The sequence below is a fragment of the Nocardia sp. NPDC004168 genome (genome assembly GCF_040610355.1).
Classification (GTDB): Bacteria; Actinomycetota; Actinomycetes; order Mycobacteriales; family Mycobacteriaceae; genus Nocardia; species Nocardia sichangensis.
Genome location: NZ_JBEXME010000016.1, coordinates 101220 through 124120 on the forward strand (window position 1 = coordinate 101220; position 22901 = coordinate 124120).

A 22901-nucleotide genomic window follows, 5' to 3' on the forward strand; every position below is an offset into this window, starting at 1 on the left:
GCTGTTCAGTCCCGCTCGCGAACCAGCGAGGGACGCAATTCGAGCACCCCGTCGTCGGGTCCGAAACCAAGCGATCGAGCGCGCGCGATTGATTCGTCCAGGGCGGCGGCGACCGTGTCGGCGAATTCCGCCGGGCGGCGAGACACCCGATCGACGTTCATGCTCAGGAACTCGAACGAGCTCGCGACCTCGCCGACGGTGCGATTGACCAGATACGAGATGCCGCGCGCGACCTTGTCGGTGCGCCCGAGATCGCAGACGTGCACCGAGACCTCATGTCCCACCAGCACTTCCCGGTAGTAGGCGACGTGCTGCTCCATCGCGAACAGACCGAACTCCCCGGACTCGGTGTAGCCGAGCGCACGGTGTTGCTGCCACATCGCCTCGCCGTGCAGACGAAAGTAGTGCATCACGTTCATGTGCCGGTTGCCGTCCTCGAACTCCGGCGGAATCTCCCTGATGAACGCGGCGGGGACCGCGAGTACCCGGGTGATCTCCGGCCGCACCGCGGCCACCTTCGCCCGGCTCATCGAGATTCGGCCTGGATCGCCTGCCGGTAGCGCTCCGACAGCACGGACGGAAATCCCAGATCGCCTTCGATGACCCGAACCGCCAACGACGAGGCCAGAGCGCGCAGACGTGCGCACCCGTCTTCGCCGATCGCCTCGTACGGATAGACCGCCAGCTCGTCGGTCCTGTCCTCGATCGCCCTGCGCCGGGCGGCGCCGTGCTCGCTCAGAGCGAGAGCGCCGTTCGCCAACCACCCGCGGGCACGAAGCCGGTCGACGCCGGATGCCCAGTCCTGCTCACTCCAGGATCGGCTGAGGCGCAGTACCTCGGCGGCGACCTCGCCGGTCGCGCTGTGCGTGATCAGTGCTTCGATACCGTCCAGTCCCTCCGTCGTCAGCAGCGCCACATGGCCGTCACCTCGATACTCCCGCAACAGTGTCTGTGCGTGCCAGAGCACCAGATGCGGTTCGTCGGGCCAGGGCAGCGCCGCATGGGCCGCGAACAGCGCGCGCCCTTGGGGCCGCTCGCGGGCGCGTTCGGCGGCACGCCGTGCCAAATCAGCGGCCTCGCGGACGTCGGCGCCGGCGATGTCATCGCCCCACGCCTGCCGCAGCGAACGGTCCACGGCGAGCAACCTAGCGCGCAAGATCGCTGCGGGAGATGCGATTTCCCACGCGGCAGGCAGGGCGACACGCACCGCGGCCGGATTGAAGTTGAAGAACGCGGCGACGGTGACATCGGCCGCCACCGGACCGAAGGCAGCGGACCTGGAGGCGAAGTACATCATCCGCGGATCCGTCAGACCGAGGTCGCGATACATCTCAGGGCCGTGCGGGGTGAAGTAGATCATGCCGTGGATCGGCTCGAGGGCGCGGAAGGTCAGACGAGCACTCCGCGGGGAGACCGTGGTCAAGAGACTGCTCCGATATCTCGTGGTGCTGAAAAGTCGACTTCGATAGTTACCCGAATCCGATGTCACGTTCAAGATACGGCTAGGCGTAGGGGCCGCTCTTCATCGGCGCCTCATGCGGTTAGCCCAGCGCTCGATATTGAACATGAACTCAGATTCAACTACGCTCGGGTTGCGAAAGCATGCTCGGACTGCCGGACATCGCCCAGTGCTCGGCCGCGCCGCCGACAACTGCACGCACTCGACAACGTGACGCCGCGTCCGGCGGCACGGAGTGGAAAGGAACTCTCATGACCGGTCCCACCTCCGTACCCGCCGAGCACCGGGCGACCGCCGTGCTGTTCGACTTCGGGGGTGTGCTGACGTCCAGCGTCTTCGAGGCGTTCCGAGAGTTCGGCGAGTCGATCGGCTGCGATCCCCGCCTACCGCTGCGCCTGTTCAGCGATGACGTGGAGGCCCGGGCACTGCTGGTCGCCCACGAGGAGGGACGCATGGGCGAGCGAGAGTTCGAACAGGGCTTCGCGGCGCGGCTGCGTGCGCACGGGGTCGAGGTGGACGGAGCCGGGCTCGTTCACCGCATCCAGTCCGGCCTGCGAGCCGACAGCGCCATGATCGAGCTGGTGACCGAAGTCAGGAATGCGGGATTCCGTGTGGGGCTGCTGTCGAACTCACTCGGCGACGACTGCTACGCCGGATTCGACCTCGCTTCGATGTTCGACGCCGTCACCATCTCCGGCGAGATCGGTGTACGCAAGCCATCGCGGCGCGCGTACGACATCGCCTGCGCCCGTTTGAATGTGGAGCCGGGAGCCACGGTAATGGTGGACGACCTGCCACAGAACATCGTCGCGGCCGAACACGCGGGGCTCACCGGCGTCCTGCACCGCGACGCGGCGGACACCATCGAGCGGCTGTGGGCCGCTCTCGGCCCGTCGTGAGTTCGGCGTTCCGCCGATCTACGCTCGCAAGCACCTGTTCAGCGAGAACAACGAAGGGCACCCCGAATGAGCCCGAGCACCAAGGAATCCACCGACATCGTGCTGGCCGAGAACGCGAGCCCGGACGCATCCCATTCAGAGCATTAGCACGAACTTTCCGATATTCGCTCCGGTGAACATCGTGCCGGGCAGTCGTTCGTGCGTCAGAGCGCTCCCAGTTCGGAATCGCCCGCGGGCAGCGCGTCGAAGACCAGCACCTCGGCCGGATGACTGAGCGCGTCGCCCAAGGCCTCGTTGACCTCACGCAACACCGCGCTCTGGCCGTGGGCGCGCAGCGCTTCTTTCGACGCCCATTTCTCGATCATCACGAATCGACCGGGTTCGCCGATCCGTCGATGCAGTGCGTAGAGCAGACAGCCCGGCTCGGAGTGCACCGCGGGCGCGGCCGTCCGCAACGTCCGCTCCACCAGCTCTTCCTGGCCCGGCTTCACGATCATGGTCGCCACCACCACACAGGGCTCGGCCATACGTTCCTCCTTTTGAAGTGGGTTGTGCCGCTTCGTCCTGTCCGGCTACGGTCGCTTGCCCCATGAAGGATCGCGGCGGCGCAACTCCATCTGGGCGATCGTGCGCTTGTGCACCTCGTCCGGCCCGTCCGCCAGACGCAAAGTGCGCAGATGCGCGTACATGTTCGCCAAAGGGAAGTCGTCGGAGACGCCACCACCGCCGTGGACCTGGATGGCCCGGTCGATCACCTTCAGCGCGACTTGGGGCGCGGCCACCTTGATCGCGGCGATTTGGACGCGCGCGTTGCGATTTCCGACGGTGTCCATCAGATAGGCGGCCTGGAGTGTCAGCAACCGCGCCATCTCGATTTCGATGCGGGACTCGGCAATCCAATCCTGAATGTTGGCGCGGTCGGCCAGCGGCGCGCCGAACGTCGTCCGCGCTTGCGCTCGGTCGATCATCAGGTCCAGCGCCCGTTCGGCCATGCCGATCGCTCGCATGCAGTGGTGGATCCGTCCCGGCCCGAGCCGGGCCTGGCTGATCATGAACCCGTCGCCCTCACCGGCCAGCAGCGCGGTGCGCGGCACTCGGACGTTCTCGAACACCACCTCGGCGTGCCCTTCCCGGTCCTGATACCCGAAGACGGGCAGGTTGCGCAGGACCGTCACGCCAGGGGTGTCGATCGGGACGACCATCATGCTCTGCTGACGGTGCACGGGCGCATCCGGATCCGTCTTGCCCATCACGATGAGGACCTTGCAATTCTTGTGCAAGGCGTTGGAGGTCCACCACTTTCGGCCGTTCAGCACGTACTCGTCGCCGTCGGGCCGCATGCGCAGCTCGATGTTGGTGGCATCGGAGCTGGCGACCGCCGGCTCGGTCATCGCGAACGCCGAGGCGATCTCGCCGTCCAGCAGCGGACGCAGCCACGTCTGTTTGTGCTCGGGCGTGCCGAACAGCGTCAGCACTTCCATGTTCCCGGTGTCGGGAGCGTTGCAGTTGGTCGCCTCCGGCGCCAGATGCGCGCTTCGTCCCATGATCTCGGCGAGCGGCGCGTACTCCAGATTCGTCAGGCCCGGACCCCACTCCGGGTGCGGGTGGAACAGATTCCACAGACCGCGCTTGCGCGCTTCGGTCTTGAGTTCTTCGAGAATCGGCGGGTGGAAATGCGGATCACCGGACTCCGTCATCTGTGCGTGGTAGACCGCCTCCGCGGGGTAGACGTGCTCGTCCATGAAGGCGAGCAGATCCTCGCGGTATCGGCGAGATCGCTCCGAGAGCTCGAACATGGCGACTCCTCGTACTGACTGACGGCTGCCTACGCACCGTATTTGAATTCGACTTCAGATTCAACTTCGCCCATTGCCGGGTCCGCCCCGCAATGCCGACGACGCGCGCGATCTGCCCGGCTGCCGAGCCGACCGGCGCCCGCCCACGACGGTCTCACCGGGGGCGTCGAGAGTGTGCCGGTCATCGGTTGTTCTACTCGAGTGCTTCGATCCCGATGCGCAACAGCGGTTCGACCCCGGATCCCACGGTCTCGAAGCCGGATCCCACGGTTTGCCCGTGGAGATGGCGGTAGTGGATGCCTTCGAGGATCGCCGCGAGCTTGAAGGCGGCGAGCCCCAGATAGAAACCGAAGTGCGCGAGGTCGCGGCCGCTGTGTTCGGCATAGCGGTCGAGCAGTTCGGCCTCGGTGAGGAACCCGGGCGCGAGCGCCACGTCGCTGACACCGGTGACGCCGATCTCGCCGAGGCGGCGATACAGCAGCAGGAGCGCCACATCGGTGAGCGGATCACCTAAAGTGGCCATTTCCCAATCGATTACGGCGACCACGCGGTCTTCGGAGTCCATCAGGATGTTGTCGAGCCGGTAGTCGCCGTGGACGATTCCATCCGGAGACTGCGGAGGCTGGTGGGCCGCGAGCCTCCCGTACAGCGCGTCCGCACCCGGCAGTTCCCGGGAGTAGGAGGCGTCCAACTGCTTCTTCCAGCGGTGCACCTGCCGCACCAGGAATCCGCTCGAACGTCCGAAATCCGCGAGTCCGGCTGCCGCGGGATCGACGGCGTGCAGAGCGGCCAGAGCGTCGACCATTCCGGTCGAGATGGTTCGCGTCCGGTCGGCGCCGATCGCTGCGAGTTCGGCCGCCGTGCGGTAGGGCGTCCCGATCACCCGCTCCATCAGATAGAAGGGCGCGCCGAGGATATCGGGATCCTCGCAGAGCGTGTAGGTGGCGGGAACGGGTACGCCGGTGCCGGCCAGCGCGGTCATCACCCGGTATTCCCTGGACATGTCGTGTGCGGTTGCCAGCACGTGACCGAGCGGGGGCCGCCGCACGATCCACGCCGACCTGCCGTCGCTGATCTCGTAGGTCAGGTTGGATTTCCCGCCTGCGATCAGGCGGCCGGTGAGCGGCCCGGCGAGCAGATCCGGCTCGACATCGGCCAGCCATGCCGCCAGGCGATCCAGATCCAAGCCGGGCAGATCCTCGCGGTTACGGTCGCTCATCAAGGCACCAGCACCGCGACCGTCTCGGCGACACACGCGGGCTTGGCGGCGCCGTCGATGTCGACGGTGACGCGGCTGACCGCCTGGAATCCCAGGTTCGCAGGCGCGAGCGAGAGCAACTCGACTCCCGCGCGCAGCCGGGACCCCACGGGAACGGGCGCGGGGAACCGCACCTTGTTGGCGCCGTAGTTGACGCCCATCGACAACCCTTCGACGCGATAGATCTGCCGGGTCAGCATCGGAATGAGAGACAGCGTAAGAAATCCGTGGGCGACGGTCGTGCCGAACGGCCCCGTCGCCGCTTTCACCGGATCCACGTGAATCCACTGGTGATCGCCCGTCGCGTCGGCAAAACGGTCGATCTGTTCCTGGGTCACGGTGTACCAGTCGCTGTATCCGAGGTGAGTTCCGATGGCCTTCTCCATCTCGGCCAAGCCCTGGAATACCTTCATCGGTCGCTGTCCTTCCGTCCTAGTCCCGAGGTCCGCCGGCCACATAGACGACCTGGCCGGACACGAATCCCGCTCCCCGCTCACCAGGAACGACACCGATGGCGGTCTTTCCTTCGAACGATCGCTTATCAACGCTGCCCACCCTGCGCGATATATCAGTCCGATTCGAGCTGCAGCGCGTTGACCCACAGCTGCGTCAGGGTGGTGACGAGCTTCTCGAACGGGATGCGCTGATTCTGGACGAAGACCAGGTAGGCCATCCGGCTCACCATCACCGACAAGGCGTGCGCGGTGATCATGGGATCGAGGTCCGCGCTGGCCCGGCCGGATTCCTGCAGCGCGCTGATCATCTTCGCGTTGCGCTCCGCGAAAGCCTTGCCTCGTTCCATCCGCAGCTCGCGGAAATCCTCGTTGATCAGGGCGACCTCCTCGAGCACGGCCATCAGGCGCGCGTTGCGCTTGTAGGAGCGAAGGTAGTCCCGATTGGCCGCCTCGATGAGGTCGCGCGGGTCGGTGACGCCCGTGCGCCCGCGAACGTGAGGGTGCAGCATCTCTTCCTGCACCTGCTCCGCCACCGCCGCGAAGATCTCTTCCTTGCCGTCGAAATAGGTGTAGAACGACCCCGACGCCGTCCCGGCGACCTTGGAGATATCGGAGATCTTGGCATCGAGGTATCCGTCGCGCTCGAATACCTCGCGCGCCGCGGCGATCAGCGCGGCGCGTGTGCGTTCCCCGCGCTTGGTGCGCGGAAGTCCTTTACGAGACTCGGCCTCACTCACAACGGACTCGGACACCAACGCTGGCCACTCACTGTCGGTCGACGGGACGTTTGTCGCGTTCACGGTATCACCGCGAACAGCGCGAACAGGTGGTCGAGGCGGCGCGCACCGCCACCACCGGAGGGCACTTCGTCGCCGAACGGATCCGGTCCTCGAAGCGGCATGACCACAGCTGGAGGCCGACATCGGAACCGGATCAGCAGAGGGCTCACCGCATTCGGCGCTAACTGATCGGCAGCGCGCTGAAGATCGGGTTGTAGGCCCAGTTCACCATGCGCTCGGCGTCATCCTTCGCGGCAGCGCCGCTGTCGGGTGAGCTGTGCAGGACCACACCGATCAGCGGTATTCCTGCCCTGACCGTCTCGAACAGCAGGCAGGTTCCCGCAGCGTCGGTGTATCCGGTTTTGATGCCGATAGTGCCGGGATAGTCGTGCAGCATCCTGTTCGTGGTCTGCCAGAGGTGAGCGCGGTTGTCCGGGCCGGCGGGCACGTGATAGCTCTGCGAACTGACGATCTCCCGGAACACCGGCAGGCTCATCGCGCGCAGGCCGAGGGCGACCAGGTCCGCCGGTGTGGAGTAGGTGGAGTGGTCGGTGGGGGCAGGCAGCCCGCTGGGGTCGGCGAAATGTGTTCCCGTCAGGCCCATCTGACGCGCGGTGTTGTTCATTTTGGCGATGAAACCGTCTTGTCCGGGCCCGTAGGCTTCGGCAAGGGTATAGGCGGCGTCGCAGCCGGACGGCAGCATCATCGCGTACAGGAGCTGTCGCGCGGTGAGCACCTCACCGGGGACCAGGCCTGCGGTGCTTCCGTCGTACTCGGTGTCGTAGGCGATGATTTCCTGCGGCACGGTGATGGCCCGGTCGAGGTCGCCGGCATTGATCACGACCAGTGCCGTCATCACCTTCGTGATGCTGGCTATCGGGACCGGGGTGTTCGGCTGTCGCGACCACAGCACCGTGCCGGTGATTCCGTCTGCCAGCGCCGCACCCGACGCCTGCACCGCATCCGGCCCAGACGTCAGCCAGGGCAACTGAATATGGGCGTCGCTCGCGGCGGGGGCGGCCGCGACACCCTGACCGGCCACCACAACCAGCGCCCCGGCGACGACAGCGTGCAACAATCTAGCAAATGTCCGCATCGCCACATTCTGCCGTGGCATTTCCCTGATTAACGGCATTTCATCGGTCGAGTTGCCGCGTAACTTCGGCGACAGCATCTAATGAGCTAATCCAGGCGCCTCCGAGCTGGACGCTTCGGTCGACGGCCGAAACAGCTGGTCTCGTCAGTCCGTGGTCACCTTGACGATCGTTCTGCCGCGGGTGCGCCCGTCGGGGCTGAAGGCCGCGGGGGCGTCGGCCAGGGAGCAGACGCTGCTGACGAGCGGGATGAGCCGGCCATGACGGAGGCGGGTGGCCAGTTGGGCCAGTTGCTCGCGGTTGGGCTCGACGACGAAGAAGATGGCTCGGCCGTCGTGAGGGTGGATGGTGGGTGGACCGGCGATGGTGACGAGGGTGCCGCCGGGGCGTAGTAGCGCGGTAGAGCGGTCGCGGATGTCGCCGCCGATCACGTCGAGTACCACGTCGACCTCGCCGACGTCCTCCAGGAGCTCTCCGTCCAAGTCGACGAACTCGTGGACGCCGAAATCTCGGGCCGCGTCCCGGTCGGAGGCTCGGCCGGTGCCGATGATGTGGGCTCCCGCCTCCTGGGCGAGTTGCGCGGCGACAGAGCCGACGGCGCCACCGACTCCGTGGATGAGGACGGTTTGGCCGGTTTCGAGGTGAGCGTGGTCGAACAGGGCTTGCCAGGCCGTCAGACCGGAGATCGGTAGCGCGGCCGCGGCGACGTGGTCGACGTCAGCGGGGAGCGGGGCCAGGTTGCGGGCTTCCACGGCGGTGTACTCCGCGAGCGAACCGTTGCGGGCCCAGTCGGTCGGCCCGAAGACGTGCTGGCCCACCGTGAGTCCAGTGGTGCCGTAGCCGAGCGCGACGACTACACCTGACAGTTCGTGGCCGGGGACACTCGGGGTGCGGTCGCGACCGGCGCGATCGGTCCACGTCCCTGGCCAATCGAGCTCGCCGCGGGTGAAGCCGGCGGCGTGGACTTGCACGATGACATCGTTCTCAGCGGCGTGCGGGTGGGGCAGATCGGTCAGGGTCAATCCGCCGATGCCAGCCTCGCGATCCCGGACTGTGATGGCTCGCATGAAGGTCCTTCCGGTCGTCGGAGTACTGGTCGGCTTCGACGTTACGCACTTCAGGTCCACAATCGGCGGGCCAGTTGAAGGTGCAGCCGATGGCCCGCCTTCAGTAGTGATGGCCGACGATCGGGCCGTCGGAATGGATCAGGAGCACGGGCCGCCACGCCGTACTGTCGAAGCATGAGCGTTGTGGACCACCTCGTGATCCCCGACACGGCCGCCTCATCGGCCGCCCTGGAGGTAGCCGCCGCCTACCACTCCGCCGCCCTGCTGAACCACTCGCACCGCGTCTACATCTGGGCGGCCGCCTACGGCAGTCAACAGGGCATCCGCTACGACACCGAACTGCTGTTCACGGCTGCCATGTTCCACGACATCAGCCTCGTGCCGGAGTTCGACAGTCACACCGTCTCCTTCGAGGAGGCCGGCGGCCATGTCGCCCGGGTGTTCGCCGCCGGCGCCGGTTGGCCGAACGAGCGCCGCGAACGCCTCGGCGAAGTCATCGCCGGGCATATGGGGCCTGACGTGGACGTGGCCGATGATCCCGAAGGGCACTTGCTGTCGCGGGCCGCGGCGCTGGACATCGTGGGAAAGAACATCGACGATTTCAGCCCCGCCTTCCGTGCCGAGGTACTCCAGCGGTACCCCCGGCTCGGGCTCGCCGACGAGTTCCTTGCCTGCTTCCGGGCTCAGGCCGACCGTAAGCCCGGCAGCTCCGCCGCACGCGCAATACAGTCGGGCCTCGCGGTCAGAATGGCCGCGAACCCCCTCGACGCCGGTTCCGAGCACACGCCCGATGAGAACTAGTGTCGGCTGAGGTCGTCGACTCAGCGCGGCGATCTTCGAGGGCATACGTGATACGCCGCCCTCGAACGCGCCCGCGGTCAGCACGGCCGTCTTCGGACAAGCTTTTCCTGCCGAAGCTCGGCTACAGCACCGCTGCCGGGATGACCGAGATCAGTCCGCCGTCGACGAGGATGTCCTGTCCGTTGATGTAGGACGCTTCGTCCGACGCGAGGAAAGCGACCGCCGCCGCGACATCCTCCGGGGTGCCGACCCGGCCGGCGGCAACCGTGGTGGCGATCGTGGACTTGATCTCGGCGGATGCTTCGGCCTGGAAGGCTGGGGTGTCGATGTACCCAGGGCTCACGGAGTTGACGCGGATGCGCCGGGTTGTCAGATCGGCGGCGAGGGTCCGGGCCAGACTCTGCACCGCGGCTTTGCTCGCGGTGTAGAGGGCGGCGGCGGGCGCGCCGCGATACGCGGCGAAGGACGCGTTGATAACGATCGCCGCACCGTCCGGCAGGAGGGGCAGCGTCTTCTGGATGGTGAAGAACGCGGCCTTGAGATTGGTGTCGAGGACACGGTAGAACTCGTCTTCGGTGACCTCCTCGATGGTCTGGAACGCGCCGATGCCCGCGTTCGCGAACACCACGTCCAACCGGCCGAACCGGTCGCGGATAGTCGTCACCAAGGTGTCCAGATCGCTGAGGTCGGCTGCGTCACCGGCAATCCCGATCGCCCGATGCCCGAGTTCGTCGACCGCCGCGTCGAGCCGGGCCTTGTCGCGCCCGGTGACGATCACCTTCGCTCCTTCGGCGATGAGCCGCCGCGCGGTGGCCGCCCCCATGCCGCTGGTGCCGCCGGTGACGAGTGCGATCTTGCCGTTGTATCGGGAGCTGTCGTGCGTCATGGCTCCAGCGTGCCGACCCAGCCCCGAAGCAAACAGTGCGCATTTATGGTGGGTGTGGCACCACCACCTTGCGGCCGTCAGGCGGGCGAGGCGACGCGCCCGCGGTGTAGCCGTTCCAGGCGCTCGCCGGTCGCGGTGCCCGGCCTCGGGTTGTACAGCACGAGTTGCCATTCGGGATGGTCCGCGACCGTCAACGTCGTCGCGTCGAAGAACAATTCACCGACGTCGGGATGACGCAGCGCGTTCACCGCCTGCTCCGGAACTCCGACTTCCTGCCGCTCCCACAGTTCGGTGAATTCCGGGCTCATCAACCGGAGATTGTCGACCACCCTGCGGAAATCGGTGTCGCCGGGGCAAATGCCCGCGCTTGCGCGATACGCGGCAACGATGGCGGGTGCGTTCGCCGCCCACAGCTCCTCCATGGCGCGATAGCGAGGATTGGTGAAATACGTGAGGAGGCAATTGTGTTCGCCGTCGCCGTAGCCGAACACCATCCGGGCGGTGTCGTTGAACCTCAGCACATTCCAGTACCGATCGCGCAGTACCGCGGGCCGCCCGTCCCAAGCATCGATCAACTGCTGCACTTCCGGCGTGACGGCTGTTACGGGCGCGCACTCCAGGGTGGGCGGATTGAGTCCTGCCAGCAGGTACAGATGGATTCGTTCCGGTTCGCTCAGCATCAGGACTCGGGCGATCGCATCGAGCACCTCGTCGGAGACGGTGATGTCGCGCCCCTGCTCCAACCAGGTGTACCAGGACACCCCGACTCCGGCCAGCACCGCGAGCTCCTCTCGCCGCAATCCAGGCGTGCGCCGCCGGCCCGTCGCCGGAATCCCGACATCCTCGGGCCGCACCCGCGCCCGCCTGGCACGCAAAAAGTCACGTAGCAACTCGCGGCGTCGTGGCACGGCTTCGCTCGTCATAAGCCACGGTAACAAGCGCCCCCGGCGTCGCGTCAGACCACCACCGCAGATATTCCGCCGTGGGCTACCAGACCCCGGCCGGATACACGTCCATCTGCAATCACCGATGACCGGCTCAGCAGCGAATATCGGTGCACTCATGCAGCATGTGCGGACTCCCACGAATTGGGATTGTTGCCGTTGTCCCCGAACTGCTGCGGGTCGGCTCTATTCGCTGGACCCCAATATCGCGGCTTGGCCTTTCTCTCGATCGGGATACCGAACCTTAGTGTCCGTACTCGGGTGCGGCCTGCAGGTCGGGTGCGGCGGCGGCCAGCAACTCGTCGCGGTCGCGGTTCAGCGGAGGGTAGATACGGCGAGTGTTGATGGCGCGCTTGGTGTCTTTGGCTGCCTCGCCGCATGCGACCACATGGCGGTCCCAGCCCTCGGTATACACTGCTCCTGCCGGTCCCAGATCGAGAACCGTTACATACCAAGGGATCCGCAACGGCTTCATGGGCTCGCCCAGAAGATCGCCGATGACGTTGTATCCCGCCCATCGGCCCATCGGGCGGCTGTGCTGGCAGGACATCACCGACATATGCTCGTCGTCCATTTTCGCGGCAGCGACGTCACCTGCGGCGAATACCCCGGGCACACCGCAGACACGCAGATAATCGTCGACGGGCAGTCGCCCCAGCCGGTCACGGTCGACGCCGAAGTCCGCGGTCAGCAGGCTGGCCCGCATGCCCGCACACCAGACGACAGTGGCGGCGGGCACCATTTCACCCGAGGAAAGCGTCACGCCGCGTTCATCGATGGACATCACCCCGACGCCCAACTTGGTCTCGATCCCGCTGGAGGCCAACGCCGCCTCGATGACCGGTCGGGCCGATACACCCATGTCCGAGCCGACGAACGGGTTGCGGTCGACCAGGATGACCCGCGGTGCGACGGCACGCGGGGCAAAGACGTCGGCGAGCATCGCGGGCAGCCCGGTCGCCTCTTCGATCCCCGTCAAACCTGCCCCGACGACGACTACGGTGGCGGCAACCGGGTCAGCGGGCCCCTCGGCGAGCCGGCGCAAGTGAGCCTGCAGTCTCGTCGCTGCGTCGTGGGTATCGATGTCGAACCCGAACTCCCGCAGGCCAGGGATATCGGGCTTGACCACCTGGCTGCCCAACGCGAGCACCAGCCGGTCGTAGCCGTGAGCGCCCGCGGTGGATTCCACGATTCGCGCCGCAGCGTCGATCGCCGTCACTTCGCCGGTGATGTGCTCGATTCCGACCGGATCGAGAAGAACGCCGAGCGGGATGCGGGATGTGCTCAGATCGGTCTCATAGTCACGCACGCGGATGTCGTGGTACGGCGTGGAACTGATCATCGTGATATCGACGGTCCCGCCCGCCACACCGAGTTCGTCGAGCCGCCGGGCCGCCGCGAGCGCCGCCCACAGACCCGCGAACCCGGACCCGAGGACCACGACACGCGACGGATCGGTCACTGCAGCGCGCTGCACATCGTCATTCTAAACTTCGTGATCGTTGCTGCCGCTGGTCAGGACGCTGGACGTCCCGAGGTGACGGAGGCGCCCGAGCAGGCGGCGCAACGACTGGTCGGGTCCCTCGCCAGCCGTGTCGAGGATGATGTGGTCCCGATCCCACGGCTGATATTCGCGGTCGAGCACCTGCTGCCATTCCGGCAGCGGCAGGTCAGCGATGTCGACCGATCGCGAAACGACACGGTGCCGATGCTCGGCCGGATCCGAGCAGATCACCTCGATTTCCACCGCGGCGACACCGGCATCTCGGGCAGCGCCCAGCCAGCTGTCGCGAGTGATCGGCAGTGGGTTCACGGATTCGGCGATCACGGTCAACCCCTGCCGAAGATGCTCCCCGGCCAGCGCGTACCCCACTACATAACCGGCAGGCCCCACGGGATGCTCGGCCAGACCTGATCGAACGATCGCCTGCTCGATGGTGTCGACCCGCAGATGCACGCCACCGATCCGCGCCGCCAATAGGCGCGCCAACGTGGTCTTACCTGCCCCCGGAAGTCCGCCGATGACGATGAGCATGCGACCTATCCTGCCAGCGCCCCACAGCCGACCAGAGCTGCCGGCAATCGCTGCCGATCCACACTCGGGAGAACCCCGATCAATCGAGGAACGGTATCGGTTGTGCGGCGGATCGGTGGAGATGCTGGTCGTCGGTCTCACGGGCGGCGCGTAGCTGTCGCATGCTGGCGGACAGAGGTCGGCCCCAGCACCCCGGAGAAGGGAGATAGACGGTGGCATTGGGACGTCGTCGGCTGTTGATCGGCTTCGCCGGTGCGGGTGGTCTCGCCTTGGCCGGATGGGGGTGGGCGCGAGAACTCGCGCCGCCACCCACACCTGCCACAATCCGCTTCGACCCCACCCCCGGCACCCAGGATGTCGAACCGCGCAGTCTCGGCACGGTCACCGTCACCGACGGGACGCTGCGATCGGTCGAATGGATCGATGAAACGGGCAGATCGCTGCCGGGCGTATCGGCACCCGATCATCGAACCTGGACCAGTGCCGAACCACTCGGCTACGGACACACCTACACCGCGAAAGCCGTCGCTCAGGGCGAAACCGGCGACGTCGCCGCGACGACAACCTGCGCCACGGTGCGACCGCAACAGATCATCGACGTCTCACTACGCTCGTCCAATCTCGTCGAGCTGGCCGAAAACGACACCTACGGAGTAGGTTTCGTGCTCGTCGCCCATTTCGACGAACCCGTGGACCGGACCGCCGCGGAACGCTACCTGAAGGTCACCACCCAGCCTGCCGTCGCCGGCGCCTGGTACTGGCTCGACGATCAGAACGCACACTGGCGGCCGGAGCACTATCACGCACCGGGAACCAGGATCACGATCGCGGCCGAGTTCTTCGGCCGCGCGCTCGGCGACGGCCGTTACGGCTCGCGTGACCAACAAGTTTCAGTGACCATCGGACCTGCGCACGTCGCGGTCGCCGACGACGACACCAAACAGATCGAGGTCTTCGACAACGGAAACCTCGTGCGCACCATGCCCACATCGATGGGCATGGGCGGCACCGCGGTCGTCGGCGGCAGAGTCATGTCGTTCTGGACTCGCCCCGGCATCTACACCGTGCTGGACCGAAACGATCCGGTGATCATGGACTCCGCTACCTACGGCCTGCCCACCAACTCCGCGCTCGGCTACCGCACGAGCATCAACCACGCGGTCCGCATCAGCCACGACGGAATCTTCGTGCACGAATTGGCCGCGAGCATGTGGGCGCAAGGAAACACCAACGTCTCACACGGCTGCCTGAACCTCTCCCCCGCCGACGCCACATGGTTCTACGACTTCGTCATCCCCGGCGACGTGGTCGAGGTCCGCAACACCGGCGGCGAACCCCTCGATATCTGGCACAACGGCGATTGGAGCATCCCGTGGACCGACTGGCTCCGCGGTGGCGGCCACACGTGACCCGAACGAGAAAAGGCGGCTGATCCAGCGCACGACACTCGAGCAGGTGTCCCGGCCGGATCGCCGACGGTGATTCATCCGATGCGGACGACACTCTTGCCGCGGGTCACTCCGCCGGCCAGGTTCGCGATCGCGGTCTCGACGTCGGCGAGGGCGTATTCGGCGGTGATATCGATGCGCACCGACCCGTCGGCGACCAGCGCCATCGCGCGAGTGGCGCTGTCGGCGAGTCGCTGCGGGTGGGTGTGGCTGCCCAGATTGCTGTTGTAGGTCATCAGCGACTGGCCGTGCATCAGCAGGTCGTTGGCCGAGACGGTGACCGGTTCGAAGGTGGCGATGTTGCCGTAGACCACGATCCGGCCATGGGCAGCCAGCCGGGCCAGGCTCGCGACCCGCGTCGCTCCTCCGATCGGGTCGAGGATCACGTCGAAGGTTTCCGCACCGATGCCATCGGGGAACTGTTCTCGCGTCAGCACCTCGTGGTAACCGAACTGACGCGCGTAATCGAGCTGACCGGAGTTGCCGACCACGCCGACTATCCGTTCCGCGCCGGCGGCAGCGGCGAACTGCCCGGCCAGTGATCCGACACCACCGGCTGCGGCGTGGATCAGCACACGGTCCCCGGCCCGGACCCCGCCGACGGAATCGATCAGGTCGTAGGCGGTCGGAGTCACCCATCCGAACCCTGCCGCGGTGCGTGCGTCGACGCGCGAGGCATTGATCGCCAGCACCGAAGGCGCGGTCGCGACCTCGGCGTAACCGCCCCCGCCGACCAGCGCGACGACCTGCTCACCGATCCGGCCTTCGTCCACGCCCTCGCCCACCGCGATGATCTGGCCTGCGGCTTCGAAGCCCGGCACGAACGGGCGCGGCACCGGAAAGTGCCCGCCACGCACCAGCACGTCACCGTACTGCACCCCCGCATAGGCGACGCGGATCGCGACCTCGCCCGGCCCGGCCACGGGCTCGTCGATCTCCGAGATCCGGAAGGTGTCATCGGTGTCCAGCACAACAGCCTTCATCACATACAACTTTCTGTGTTGACTCAGTATCCTGATACAGAGCACTTAAGCAGTATCAGGATGCTGAGTCAACTTAGGGAGTTGTGACATGGTCGACGTGCCCGTCGAGGAATACGTGTGCACGCGCATTCGCCGAGCCGAGCAGGCGCTCATGGCCCACCATGAGGCGGTGCTACGCGGTTACGGACTGACCATGACCCAATACACGGTGTTGCTGATCTTGTCCCGCGACGACGCCATGTCCGGTGCCCAACTGGCCCGCGCGTGCGGGGTCACGCAGCAGAGCATGGCGACTGTCTTGACCGGCATGCAGAACAAAGAGCTCATCGACCGGCAACCGTCGCCCGTCCACGCCAAAGTCATGATCGCCACCCTCACCCCGACCGGCCGCGACCTGCTCGACCGCGCCTATCAGGAAGTCATCGTGCTCGAACGCGCCCTCACCGATCGATTCACCCCCGACGAGCACAAACAGTTCTGCGAATTCCTCGACCGCGCCACCGCGACCCTCATCGAGCAGACCCACACCACCTGAACATCCGCTCCCGCCGCCCCTGGAGGGACTGCGGATCCAACGTGCGAGATAGACCAAGAATCCGGACCCGGCCATGGATGTCGGTGGCTCATGGCAGCGTCAGCCGCTATGACTGCTTCAGCTGATGACGACGCCTGGGTTGATGATCATGGACTGCGTTTCCCGACCTCGATCGGGATCAACGAACCGGGGGCGTCGTGAACGCCATGACCGGTGGCCTTGGGTGGATGTACGGCCGGGATCTGCCGCTGCTCAGCATCACCTTCGCGCGTCAGATCAACGCCCGGGAGCTATTGGAGCGGATGGGCGTCGACCAGAACACCGTGGCAGTGCGCGAGCAGGATGACTTCCACTACGAGCTGGGCGGCCATCTCTACGCATCCGACGGATATGTGGTCAGCGCAGGGCATTACGGAAGCTGGGCCTGGGTGTGGGAGCACGGTAGTTGGAAATGCATCGAAGACCGAGGACTGGTGCTGCGCGCCTCAGTCGGAACCGCGGCATTGGTGCTGAACGCCAGCGAGAAACCGGGAGTGGTGTTCCGGTACGCCGAGAACGGCCGCCTCATCACCGGACTCGACACCATGACCAGCCTCGTCCCAGCCGACCGGACAGGCAGCGACATGCACCGCTTCGACACCGAGATGCAGGCCCTCGGCGCCCGACCCGAAGAACACGAATACGGTCCCTTGGGGTCCCGCGGAATGTTCTACAGGCTGGCAGAGAACCTCGGCGTCGGGGTGCCTCTGGACGACCTCAACGAACGTCCCGTTCTCAGCGGCCGGCTCCTGTCCCCAGCCTCGCGGTAGCTGCCGAGTCGCTCAACACGCGCGCCGCCGTTCCTCGCCTCGGAAGCACAGGACGGTCAGCAGGCGCCGATGACCAGGTCCCACAGGTCACCGATCGTGATCTTGGCGGGAATCCCATTGCCGCCGACCGGCATGTCGGCGGGCAAGCGATCACTGTTTGCGCACAACCAATTCCAGCGCGATGTTGTCCGGATCGCGGAATTCCAGAATGTACATGGGGCCCAGGTCTTTCACTCCCGCGTGCGCGATACCGAGTTCGTCGAGCAAGGCAGCCGCCGAATCGAGATCCGACCGAGTGGCGAGGGCGAAGGCGAGGTGGTCGAGTCCTACTCGATCTTCGTCGAACTCGTCACTGGCGACCGGGCGAAGTCCGAGCAGTGCATCACCCATCTGGTAGATCACACCGCCGAAGAGGAACCCATATCGTGCACGGGTGGCCTCGTCCGCGTCCGCGGGACACTCCCAAGCGATCGGCCATCCGAAGACAGCGTCATAGAAGGCCCGGGATCTGTCGATGTCGGTCACTGTCAAGCGGACATGGTCGAACGAACTGGTGGAGATCGGCATGATCGAGATCATGTCATGATCACCCGGCTCGGTTCAGGCGACCAGACCGCGCGATCTTGTCACTCCGCCGCTGGCGATCTCGCGCATCCACCGTGACGCCCCGAGCGAGGTCCGCAGCCGGCAGGCGAGCGGTCTACGGCTGAGGTATCGGCAGCCGGCTCGCGCCCGGCCGCCGATACCTGTCCCGTCAGGCCGGTGACGTGTCGACCTGGCCGAGATGCCGCGCGAAGAACCGTGCCGCGCTGTCGACCTCGAACCTCGGTACCTCGAAATGACCGCCCGCGTTGGCGTGCAACGTCTTTTCCTTCGAGGCGAAGGCGTCGAACAACGCGAGACCGGATCGACGGTCGAGCAGCTCATCGTCCCACTGGAGCAGGAACTCGATCGGGACGGTGATCTGTGCCGCCGCCTCGACCAGGGATTCATGCCCCAGGCAGCCGAAGACCGCCGCGATGATCCTGGGTTCGACGGCCGTCAACGGCACCCCGATCCCGGTGCCCTGCATGATGCCCCAGAACCCGACCCGCCCGTCCGCGCCGATCTGCGGCAGTTCCTGCAGGGCGTCCAGCGTCACCTGCCATTCCGGCACGGCGCGCTCGGCCAGGTAGGTGTGCAATTCGACGATGATAGGGCCGATCGGCTCGCCCGCAGCCTGAGCACGCCGGAGGACTGCGATCCGCTGCTCGTCCTCCGTCGTTCGCGGCCGGTCGCCGTGTCCGGGTGCGTCGATGGCGGCGGCGTGGAAACCGTAGCCGGTCACGAAGTGGTGCGCCCGGCCCACGATGCCCGGCGCCCTCTTATGCTGGCCGCCGCTGTGCGCCATGAGCACCAAGGGTGCGGGGCCGGAGCCGGATCGGGGCGAGAAGAGCACGCCGGGTACCTCACCCACAGTGAAGTCGCGTTCGATGACACCGTTCAACGATGTCTCCGCAGTGAAATTCACAGAACGCATAGGTTATTGCCTTTCGGGATTGCCATGTTCGCGGCGCTCCCGGCGACACCTACGTCAAATCGCCCAACCGTGAAGAAGATGTGGAGCACCCACTGGATACAGCGTTGATGGGTCTCACCTCCTCATGCGATGTCACGGGCTCCCGGACGCTATCAGCTCGAGAGTCATGTCGGCCAACCCATTTCCAGTACCGCGAGGCCGGTCTCCCCGCGGCGACGCCACTCACCGGCGTGGGCTGAGAAGGACCAAGGGTATCTGGCGGGTGGTCCGCTTCTGGTAGGTCTGGTACCCCGGGTACGCTGCGACGACCTCTGGCCACCGCCGGTCGCGTTCCTGCGGGGGGAGCACGCGGGCAGTCATCGGTTGCTTCGGGCCGTGCTGGAACGACACCTCGACCGCGGGATCGGCACACAGGTTGTGGAACCAATCCGGGGAGATGTCGTCTCCGCCCCGCGAAGCGACGATCAGATAACTGTCGTCGCCCTCCACGACGGGAACGGTGAGGATCACGATGCGCGGCATCCCTGTTCGCCGTCCGGTCGTGGTGAGAGCCAGGGTGGGCATCTTCTTGAATCGAGTGCCGGCACGGCCGCCGCTGATGTCGAGCAGCTTGCGGTGCGCGGTGGTCACGGTCTTGAGGTACAGATCGGTGGCCGCGCGAAAGCGGCGGGTATTCGGCATCGGGGTACTCCTCGGTCGGTCCGGATCGTCGGGAACGATGGTCCGGGTCCGACTTGTGAGCGACCAGTGAAGCGTCAGCGCTCGATGCGTTCGGCCGCGGCCGCGATCCAAGTGGGGTTGCCGCAGCGTTGGGCGACGTGGAGCGCGGCCCGGTAGTGCGCGGCGGCGAGTTCGGCATCGCCGCGCCGGGCCGCCAGGTCACCGAGAACGGTGTCGACCGGACCGACCGCGTAGGAACCGGTGTCGGCGCCACCGAGCCGGTCACGGTAGGGAAGCAGATCGCGGTAGAGCGCGGCGGCCTCGGTGGGCGTGCCCAGTGTCGCGACCGCCATGCCGCGCAGTGTGAGGAACAGCGATCGGAACACGTCGTCGCGGATCGGCCGGGCCCGGCGCCGGATCCGCGCCGCTTCCGCCCGATCGCCGGCCGAGAGCAGGGCCAGCACCATGAAATCCACCATGGCGTCGACGGTCGCGGGGACGGCGCTATCGGCGAATGCGCCGGCCATCTCGGCCAGTTCACCGGCGCGGCCCTGGTGCAGCCGCACCACGAACAGCGCCATGGCCAGGATTCCGCCCGCATTGAAAATGCCCGCGCGGGTCAGCAGTTCGTTGGCTCGCAGATAGTGCTGCTCGGCCGTGTCGGGATCACCGGTCATGAGCGCCACCAGCCCGCACGCCATCGCGTTCGCCACCTGCGCCTGCCGCCACTGATAGCGGTCTGCCAGCGCGGTGGCCGCCTGGAGATGCTCCCGGACGGCGGCGATGTCAGCCGCGGACGCGGCGGCCTGAACCGCGACCGTGTGGCCGAGGAGCAGGTAATCGCTCCGGTCGGTGCGTCGCCCGACCTCGATCAACTCGGCTCCGAGCGGGCCGCGCTCCGGCGAGTCGTACAGCGAGGCCTGGGCTTGCAGCGCGGGAGCGAGCAGGGCGTCGTCGCCGAGCTCGCGGGCCAGAGTTTCGGCCTCGGCGGCGGCCACCGCCGCGCGTTCGCCGGCCTCGCCGCCGATCTCGTCGACAAGCGTCACCAGCAGTCGGCACCGGTCGGCGGGAGCGAGGCCGGGGGAATGCAGTGCGTCCTCTATCCAACCGACGACCCGGTGCTCGACCACGCCGTACTGTCGATTCATCCACGGGGTGGGTGTGTCCCACGCGGTGAACGCCCGTACCAGCAGATCGACTCGGCCGGCCTCCTCGGCCAGCGCCGCGGCCCGGTGCCGAGCGGTTCGAGCGGCGAGCCCGGCGCCACCGGCGAGATGACTGCGACCCGCCCGGCACAGCATCGCGACCCGTTCCTCGACGGTGTCGGCGCCGGTGTGACGCTCGAGCGCGGCGGCCGCGCGTTCATACCCGGCCGCGGCGACGTCGTGGGCGTAGCGCCGCTCGGCCCGTTCGGCTGCCGCCACGGCGTAGTCGGCGGCCCGTCGTGCCGTCTCCGGGTTCACCGACTCGCCGTAGTGGTGGGCCAAAGCCGCGAGATCGCCCGGATCGATCTCCTCGATCGCGGCGGCGACCCGCCGATGCCATCGGTCACGGCGGATCCGGGAGAGGTCGCCGAGCAGCGTGTCCCGCACCAAAACGTGCGTGAAACGCGCTCGGCCGCTGGCCGGTTCATCCAGGAGCCCGGAGAGCACCCCCGCTTCCACCGCGTCGAGCACGTCGTCCTCGGGCACCTCGGCCGCGCGCACCAGCACCGCGACATCGAACTCCCGGCCGATCACCGCAGCCAGACGCAGCAGCGCCACCCCGGTCTCGGGAAGCCGGGAAAGCCTGCGGCGCAGTACGTCCCGCACACCCTCCGGAACGTCCGACGCGGCGACCAGCTCGCCCTCGCTCTGCAGCAGACGTGCGACCTCGATGAGATAGAACGGATTCCCGCCGGTGCGCTCGTGCAACGTCCGGACCACAGCGGCCGCCGGTGTGCTGCCGGTCAGGGCGGTGATCAGGCGACCGCTGTCCTCGACGCCGAGGCCGCGCAGGCGAACCCGAGCGCGCACGGTGGTGGCAAAGGCCGCGAGCGCGTCTGCCAACGCAGGCGGCACCTCGTCGGGGCGGTAGCCGATCACGACGAGCCCGGGTACCTGCGTCGCCACCGCGGTGAGCAGCGCCGCTGTCTCGGTGTCGCCCCGATGTACGTCATCGAGCAGGATCGCCAACGGGGCGACGGCGGCGACGGCGCTCAGGTAGCCGCACACCGCCCGATGTAGCAGGAAACGGCCATGGTCGCGGTCGGCGTCCTGTGCACCGGCACCGTCGGTGAGCAGCGGCGCCAGGGCGGGCGCGAAGCCGCCGGGATCGTGCTCGCGGGCCAGGGCGCGCAGGATCTCGACCCATGGCCAAGCCGACGGAGCGGCGTCGTCCTCCGGGCAGCGTCCGATCACCACCCGGTGCCCGTTCGCGCGCAAAGCGGCGCCGAAGTGCTGCAGCAGAGTCGATTTCCCACTGCCGGCTTCACCCGCCACAGTCGCCGATCGAGGGCCGGCACCGGCGGCCGCGTCGCGCAGCGCGGCGAGTTCTCCGGTTCGGCCGAACAATCCCGGATTCGGCTCGGCCTGCGGTGCGCTCGCGGCCGCTGCGGACGTGGACGGTGTCTGCGGGAGTGGAATCGCCCGCTCGCGCAGCGGGATTCGTTGCGCGAGGATGTCCGCCTCCAGCCGGGTCAAAGCCGGACCCGGATCGATTCCGAGCTCGTCCGCGAGAACGTTGCGGGCCTGGCGCAGGGCGCTCAGCGCGTCGGCTTGGCGGCCCGCCCGATATCGAGCCAGCGCTGTCAGCCGCCACGCCTCTTCCCGCAGCGGGTGCTCCCTGCTCAAGACCTCGGCCTCGGCAGCGGCGAGCGCCGGCTCGTCGAGCTCGAGCAGGGCTGCCGCGAGTTGCTCGCGTGCGCCCAGCCGTAATTCCTCCAGCCGCGCCGCTTCCGCGGTCGCCCACGGCTCCGCCGCGTAGGCGGCGTAGGCGGGGCCCTGCCAGCGGGCGAGCGCGCGGTCCAGCGTGCGCCGTCGCTCGCGCGGATCGCCCTGCTGCCCAGCGGCGTCGAGTTCCGCGCCGAAGCGCCACGCGTCCACGTCCTCGGTGGCGAATCGGACCGCGTAGCCGGGGGTCCGGCTGATCAGAACGGTGGCGGGTGTGCGCGGCGCCCGCTGCGGCTCCAGCAACCGCCGCAGGTTGGAGACGTAGGCCTGCAGTGCGCCGAGTGCCCGCGGCGGCGGTTCACCCCGCCACAGGTCATCGATGAGCCGATCGACCGGCACGACCTCGCCCCGTGCGACCAGCAGCCGCGCCAGCACGCCACGTTGCCGCGGACCGCCGAGATCGAGTTCGCCCTGCTCGTCCGCCGCGGTCAGCGCGCCGAGCACCCGGATCCGAACCATGACGCGCCAAGTCTAAGACCGACCCCCATGCAGTGCCTTACAAGTGGGCTGCAAGCGGCGGGCCGCACAGTCGCTACAGTTCACC

Annotated in this window: 23 protein-coding genes; 5 read left to right on the forward strand and 18 right to left on the reverse strand. The window is 67.1% G+C overall.

Going from position 1 to position 22901, the window contains the following annotated elements:
- Window positions 1-5 precede the first annotated feature (5 nt).
- Together ABZW96_RS25515 and ABZW96_RS25520 are read right to left on the reverse strand one after the other, a co-directional pair.
- Window positions 6-530 (reverse strand): thioesterase family protein, encoded by a 525-nt coding sequence (locus tag ABZW96_RS25515; RefSeq protein ID WP_355078144.1) that lies wholly within the window; start codon window positions 528-530, stop codon window positions 6-8.
- Entirely contained in the window at window positions 527-1423 is an 897-nt protein-coding gene (locus ABZW96_RS25520) for a hypothetical protein (protein WP_355078145.1), read from the reverse strand. The genes ABZW96_RS25515 and ABZW96_RS25520 overlap by 4 nt, the downstream gene beginning before the upstream one ends.
- Before the next feature lie 287 nt (window positions 1424-1710).
- On the opposite strand from ABZW96_RS25520, the gene ABZW96_RS25525 reads away from it, so the two are divergent.
- The gene (locus ABZW96_RS25525) at window positions 1711-2358 is read left to right on the forward strand and encodes an HAD family phosphatase (protein ID WP_355078146.1); all 648 of its coding nucleotides are present in this window, start codon (window positions 1711-1713) and stop codon (window positions 2356-2358) included.
- A gap of 203 nt (window positions 2359-2561) precedes the next feature.
- On the opposite strand, the gene ABZW96_RS25530 is transcribed toward ABZW96_RS25525, so the two are convergent.
- The 7 genes from ABZW96_RS25530 to ABZW96_RS25560 form a co-directional block, all read right to left on the reverse strand.
- The gene (locus tag ABZW96_RS25530; RefSeq protein WP_355078147.1) at window positions 2562-2885 is read right to left on the reverse strand and encodes a putative quinol monooxygenase; all 324 of its coding nucleotides are present in this window, start codon (window positions 2883-2885) and stop codon (window positions 2562-2564) included.
- A gap of 45 nt (window positions 2886-2930) precedes the next feature.
- Entirely contained in the window at window positions 2931-4154 is a 1224-nt protein-coding gene (locus ABZW96_RS25535; protein WP_355078148.1) for an acyl-CoA dehydrogenase family protein, read from the reverse strand.
- 193 nt (window positions 4155-4347) lie between these two features.
- Window positions 4348-5373, reverse strand: a complete 1026-nt coding sequence (locus ABZW96_RS25540) for a phosphotransferase family protein (protein WP_355078149.1) — start codon at window positions 5371-5373, stop codon at window positions 4348-4350.
- Window positions 5373-5825, reverse strand: coding sequence for a MaoC family dehydratase (locus tag ABZW96_RS25545; RefSeq protein WP_355078150.1), 453 nt, complete (start codon window positions 5823-5825; stop codon window positions 5373-5375). Before ABZW96_RS25545 ends, ABZW96_RS25540 begins: the two co-directional genes overlap by 1 nt.
- Window positions 5826-5980: 155 nt before the next feature.
- Entirely contained in the window at window positions 5981-6604 is a 624-nt protein-coding gene (locus ABZW96_RS25550; protein ID WP_355078151.1) for a TetR/AcrR family transcriptional regulator, read from the reverse strand.
- Between the two features lie 223 nt (window positions 6605-6827).
- Entirely contained in the window at window positions 6828-7820 is a 993-nt protein-coding gene (locus ABZW96_RS25555; RefSeq protein ID WP_355078152.1) for a serine hydrolase, read from the reverse strand.
- 66 nt (window positions 7821-7886) lie between these two features.
- Window positions 7887-8807 (reverse strand): NADP-dependent oxidoreductase, encoded by a 921-nt coding sequence (locus tag ABZW96_RS25560; RefSeq protein ID WP_355078153.1) that lies wholly within the window; start codon window positions 8805-8807, stop codon window positions 7887-7889.
- A 174-nt stretch (window positions 8808-8981) separates the two neighbouring features.
- On the opposite strand from ABZW96_RS25560, the gene ABZW96_RS25565 reads away from it, so the two are divergent.
- Entirely contained in the window at window positions 8982-9608 is a 627-nt protein-coding gene (locus ABZW96_RS25565) for an HD domain-containing protein (RefSeq protein ID WP_355078154.1), read from the forward strand.
- A gap of 121 nt (window positions 9609-9729) precedes the next feature.
- On the opposite strand, the gene ABZW96_RS25570 is transcribed toward ABZW96_RS25565, so the two are convergent.
- The 4 genes from ABZW96_RS25570 to ABZW96_RS25585 form a co-directional block, all read right to left on the reverse strand.
- Window positions 9730-10494 (reverse strand): glucose 1-dehydrogenase, encoded by a 765-nt coding sequence (locus tag ABZW96_RS25570; protein ID WP_355078155.1) that lies wholly within the window; start codon window positions 10492-10494, stop codon window positions 9730-9732.
- Window positions 10495-10571: 77 nt separating this feature from the next.
- Window positions 10572-11417 (reverse strand): helix-turn-helix transcriptional regulator, encoded by an 846-nt coding sequence (locus ABZW96_RS25575; protein WP_355078156.1) that lies wholly within the window; start codon window positions 11415-11417, stop codon window positions 10572-10574.
- Between the two features lie 265 nt (window positions 11418-11682).
- Window positions 11683-12900, reverse strand: a complete 1218-nt coding sequence (locus ABZW96_RS25580; protein ID WP_355078199.1) for an FAD-dependent oxidoreductase — start codon at window positions 12898-12900, stop codon at window positions 11683-11685.
- Between the two features lie 24 nt (window positions 12901-12924).
- On the reverse strand, window positions 12925-13473 hold the full coding sequence (locus ABZW96_RS25585; protein ID WP_355078157.1) for an AAA family ATPase: 549 nt from the start codon (window positions 13471-13473) through the stop codon (window positions 12925-12927).
- A gap of 212 nt (window positions 13474-13685) precedes the next feature.
- On the opposite strand from ABZW96_RS25585, the gene ABZW96_RS25590 reads away from it, so the two are divergent.
- A complete protein-coding gene (locus ABZW96_RS25590; RefSeq protein ID WP_355078158.1) occupies window positions 13686-14882 on the forward strand; it encodes an Ig-like domain-containing protein in 1197 nt (398 codons plus the stop codon).
- 74 nt (window positions 14883-14956) lie between these two features.
- On the opposite strand, the gene ABZW96_RS25595 is transcribed toward ABZW96_RS25590, so the two are convergent.
- Complete coding sequence (locus tag ABZW96_RS25595; protein ID WP_355078159.1) at window positions 14957-15904, reverse strand: zinc-binding dehydrogenase; 948 nt, start codon at window positions 15902-15904, stop codon at window positions 14957-14959.
- Window positions 15905-15992: 88 nt separating this feature from the next.
- Between ABZW96_RS25595 and ABZW96_RS25600 the strand changes: the two genes are divergently transcribed.
- Window positions 15993-16439 (forward strand): MarR family transcriptional regulator, encoded by a 447-nt coding sequence (locus tag ABZW96_RS25600; RefSeq protein ID WP_355078160.1) that lies wholly within the window; start codon window positions 15993-15995, stop codon window positions 16437-16439.
- Window positions 16440-16645: 206 nt separating this feature from the next.
- On the forward strand, window positions 16646-17248 hold the full coding sequence (locus tag ABZW96_RS25605; protein WP_355078200.1) for a DUF6461 domain-containing protein: 603 nt from the start codon (window positions 16646-16648) through the stop codon (window positions 17246-17248).
- A 150-nt stretch (window positions 17249-17398) separates the two neighbouring features.
- Here ABZW96_RS25605 and ABZW96_RS25610 read toward each other — a convergent pair whose 3' ends face one another.
- From ABZW96_RS25610 to ABZW96_RS25625, 4 genes are all read right to left on the reverse strand, one after another.
- A complete protein-coding gene (locus ABZW96_RS25610) occupies window positions 17399-17815 on the reverse strand; it encodes a VOC family protein (RefSeq protein ID WP_355078161.1) in 417 nt (138 codons plus the stop codon).
- Window positions 17816-18002: 187 nt separating this feature from the next.
- On the reverse strand, window positions 18003-18758 hold the full coding sequence (locus ABZW96_RS25615; protein ID WP_355078201.1) for an alpha/beta hydrolase: 756 nt from the start codon (window positions 18756-18758) through the stop codon (window positions 18003-18005).
- A gap of 231 nt (window positions 18759-18989) precedes the next feature.
- Window positions 18990-19448, reverse strand: coding sequence for a nitroreductase/quinone reductase family protein (locus ABZW96_RS25620; RefSeq protein ID WP_355078162.1), 459 nt, complete (start codon window positions 19446-19448; stop codon window positions 18990-18992).
- Between the two features lie 74 nt (window positions 19449-19522).
- Complete coding sequence (locus ABZW96_RS25625) at window positions 19523-22816, reverse strand: BTAD domain-containing putative transcriptional regulator (RefSeq protein WP_355078163.1); 3294 nt, start codon at window positions 22814-22816, stop codon at window positions 19523-19525.
- Window positions 22817-22901 lie beyond the last annotated feature (85 nt).

What these genes read in the sequence shown, in the direction of transcription:
- ABZW96_RS25515 (WP_355078144.1), bottom strand. Translation starts at nt 530, where the DNA reads ATGAGCCGGGCGAAGGTGGCCGCGGTGCGGCCGGAGATCACCCGGGTA.
- ABZW96_RS25525 (WP_355078146.1), top strand. Translation starts at nt 1,711, where the DNA reads ATGACCGGTCCCACCTCCGTACCCGCCGAGCACCGGGCGACCGCCGTG.
- ABZW96_RS25530 (WP_355078147.1), bottom strand. Translation starts at nt 2,885, where the DNA reads ATGGCCGAGCCCTGTGTGGTGGTGGCGACCATGATCGTGAAGCCGGGC.
- ABZW96_RS25535 (WP_355078148.1), bottom strand. Translation starts at nt 4,154, where the DNA reads ATGTTCGAGCTCTCGGAGCGATCTCGCCGATACCGCGAGGATCTGCTC.
- ABZW96_RS25540 (WP_355078149.1), bottom strand. Translation starts at nt 5,373, where the DNA reads ATGAGCGACCGTAACCGCGAGGATCTGCCCGGCTTGGATCTGGATCGC.
- ABZW96_RS25545 (WP_355078150.1), bottom strand. Translation starts at nt 5,825, where the DNA reads ATGAAGGTATTCCAGGGCTTGGCCGAGATGGAGAAGGCCATCGGAACT.
- ABZW96_RS25555 (WP_355078152.1), bottom strand. Translation starts at nt 7,820, where the DNA reads ATGCTGTCGCCGAAGTTACGCGGCAACTCGACCGATGAAATGCCGTTA.
- ABZW96_RS25560 (WP_355078153.1), bottom strand. Translation starts at nt 8,807, where the DNA reads ATGCGAGCCATCACAGTCCGGGATCGCGAGGCTGGCATCGGCGGATTG.
- ABZW96_RS25565 (WP_355078154.1), top strand. Translation starts at nt 8,982, where the DNA reads ATGAGCGTTGTGGACCACCTCGTGATCCCCGACACGGCCGCCTCATCG.
- ABZW96_RS25570 (WP_355078155.1), bottom strand. Translation starts at nt 10,494, where the DNA reads ATGACGCACGACAGCTCCCGATACAACGGCAAGATCGCACTCGTCACC.
- ABZW96_RS25575 (WP_355078156.1), bottom strand. Translation starts at nt 11,417, where the DNA reads ATGACGAGCGAAGCCGTGCCACGACGCCGCGAGTTGCTACGTGACTTT.
- ABZW96_RS25585 (WP_355078157.1), bottom strand. Translation starts at nt 13,473, where the DNA reads ATGCTCATCGTCATCGGCGGACTTCCGGGGGCAGGTAAGACCACGTTG.
- ABZW96_RS25595 (WP_355078159.1), bottom strand. Translation starts at nt 15,904, where the DNA reads ATGAAGGCTGTTGTGCTGGACACCGATGACACCTTCCGGATCTCGGAG.
- ABZW96_RS25600 (WP_355078160.1), top strand. Translation starts at nt 15,993, where the DNA reads ATGGTCGACGTGCCCGTCGAGGAATACGTGTGCACGCGCATTCGCCGA.
- ABZW96_RS25605 (WP_355078200.1), top strand. Translation starts at nt 16,646, where the DNA reads ATGACCGGTGGCCTTGGGTGGATGTACGGCCGGGATCTGCCGCTGCTC.
- ABZW96_RS25610 (WP_355078161.1), bottom strand. Translation starts at nt 17,815, where the DNA reads ATGCCGATCTCCACCAGTTCGTTCGACCATGTCCGCTTGACAGTGACC.
- ABZW96_RS25620 (WP_355078162.1), bottom strand. Translation starts at nt 19,448, where the DNA reads ATGCCGAATACCCGCCGCTTTCGCGCGGCCACCGATCTGTACCTCAAG.
- ABZW96_RS25625 (WP_355078163.1), bottom strand. Translation starts at nt 22,816, where the DNA reads ATGGTTCGGATCCGGGTGCTCGGCGCGCTGACCGCGGCGGACGAGCAG.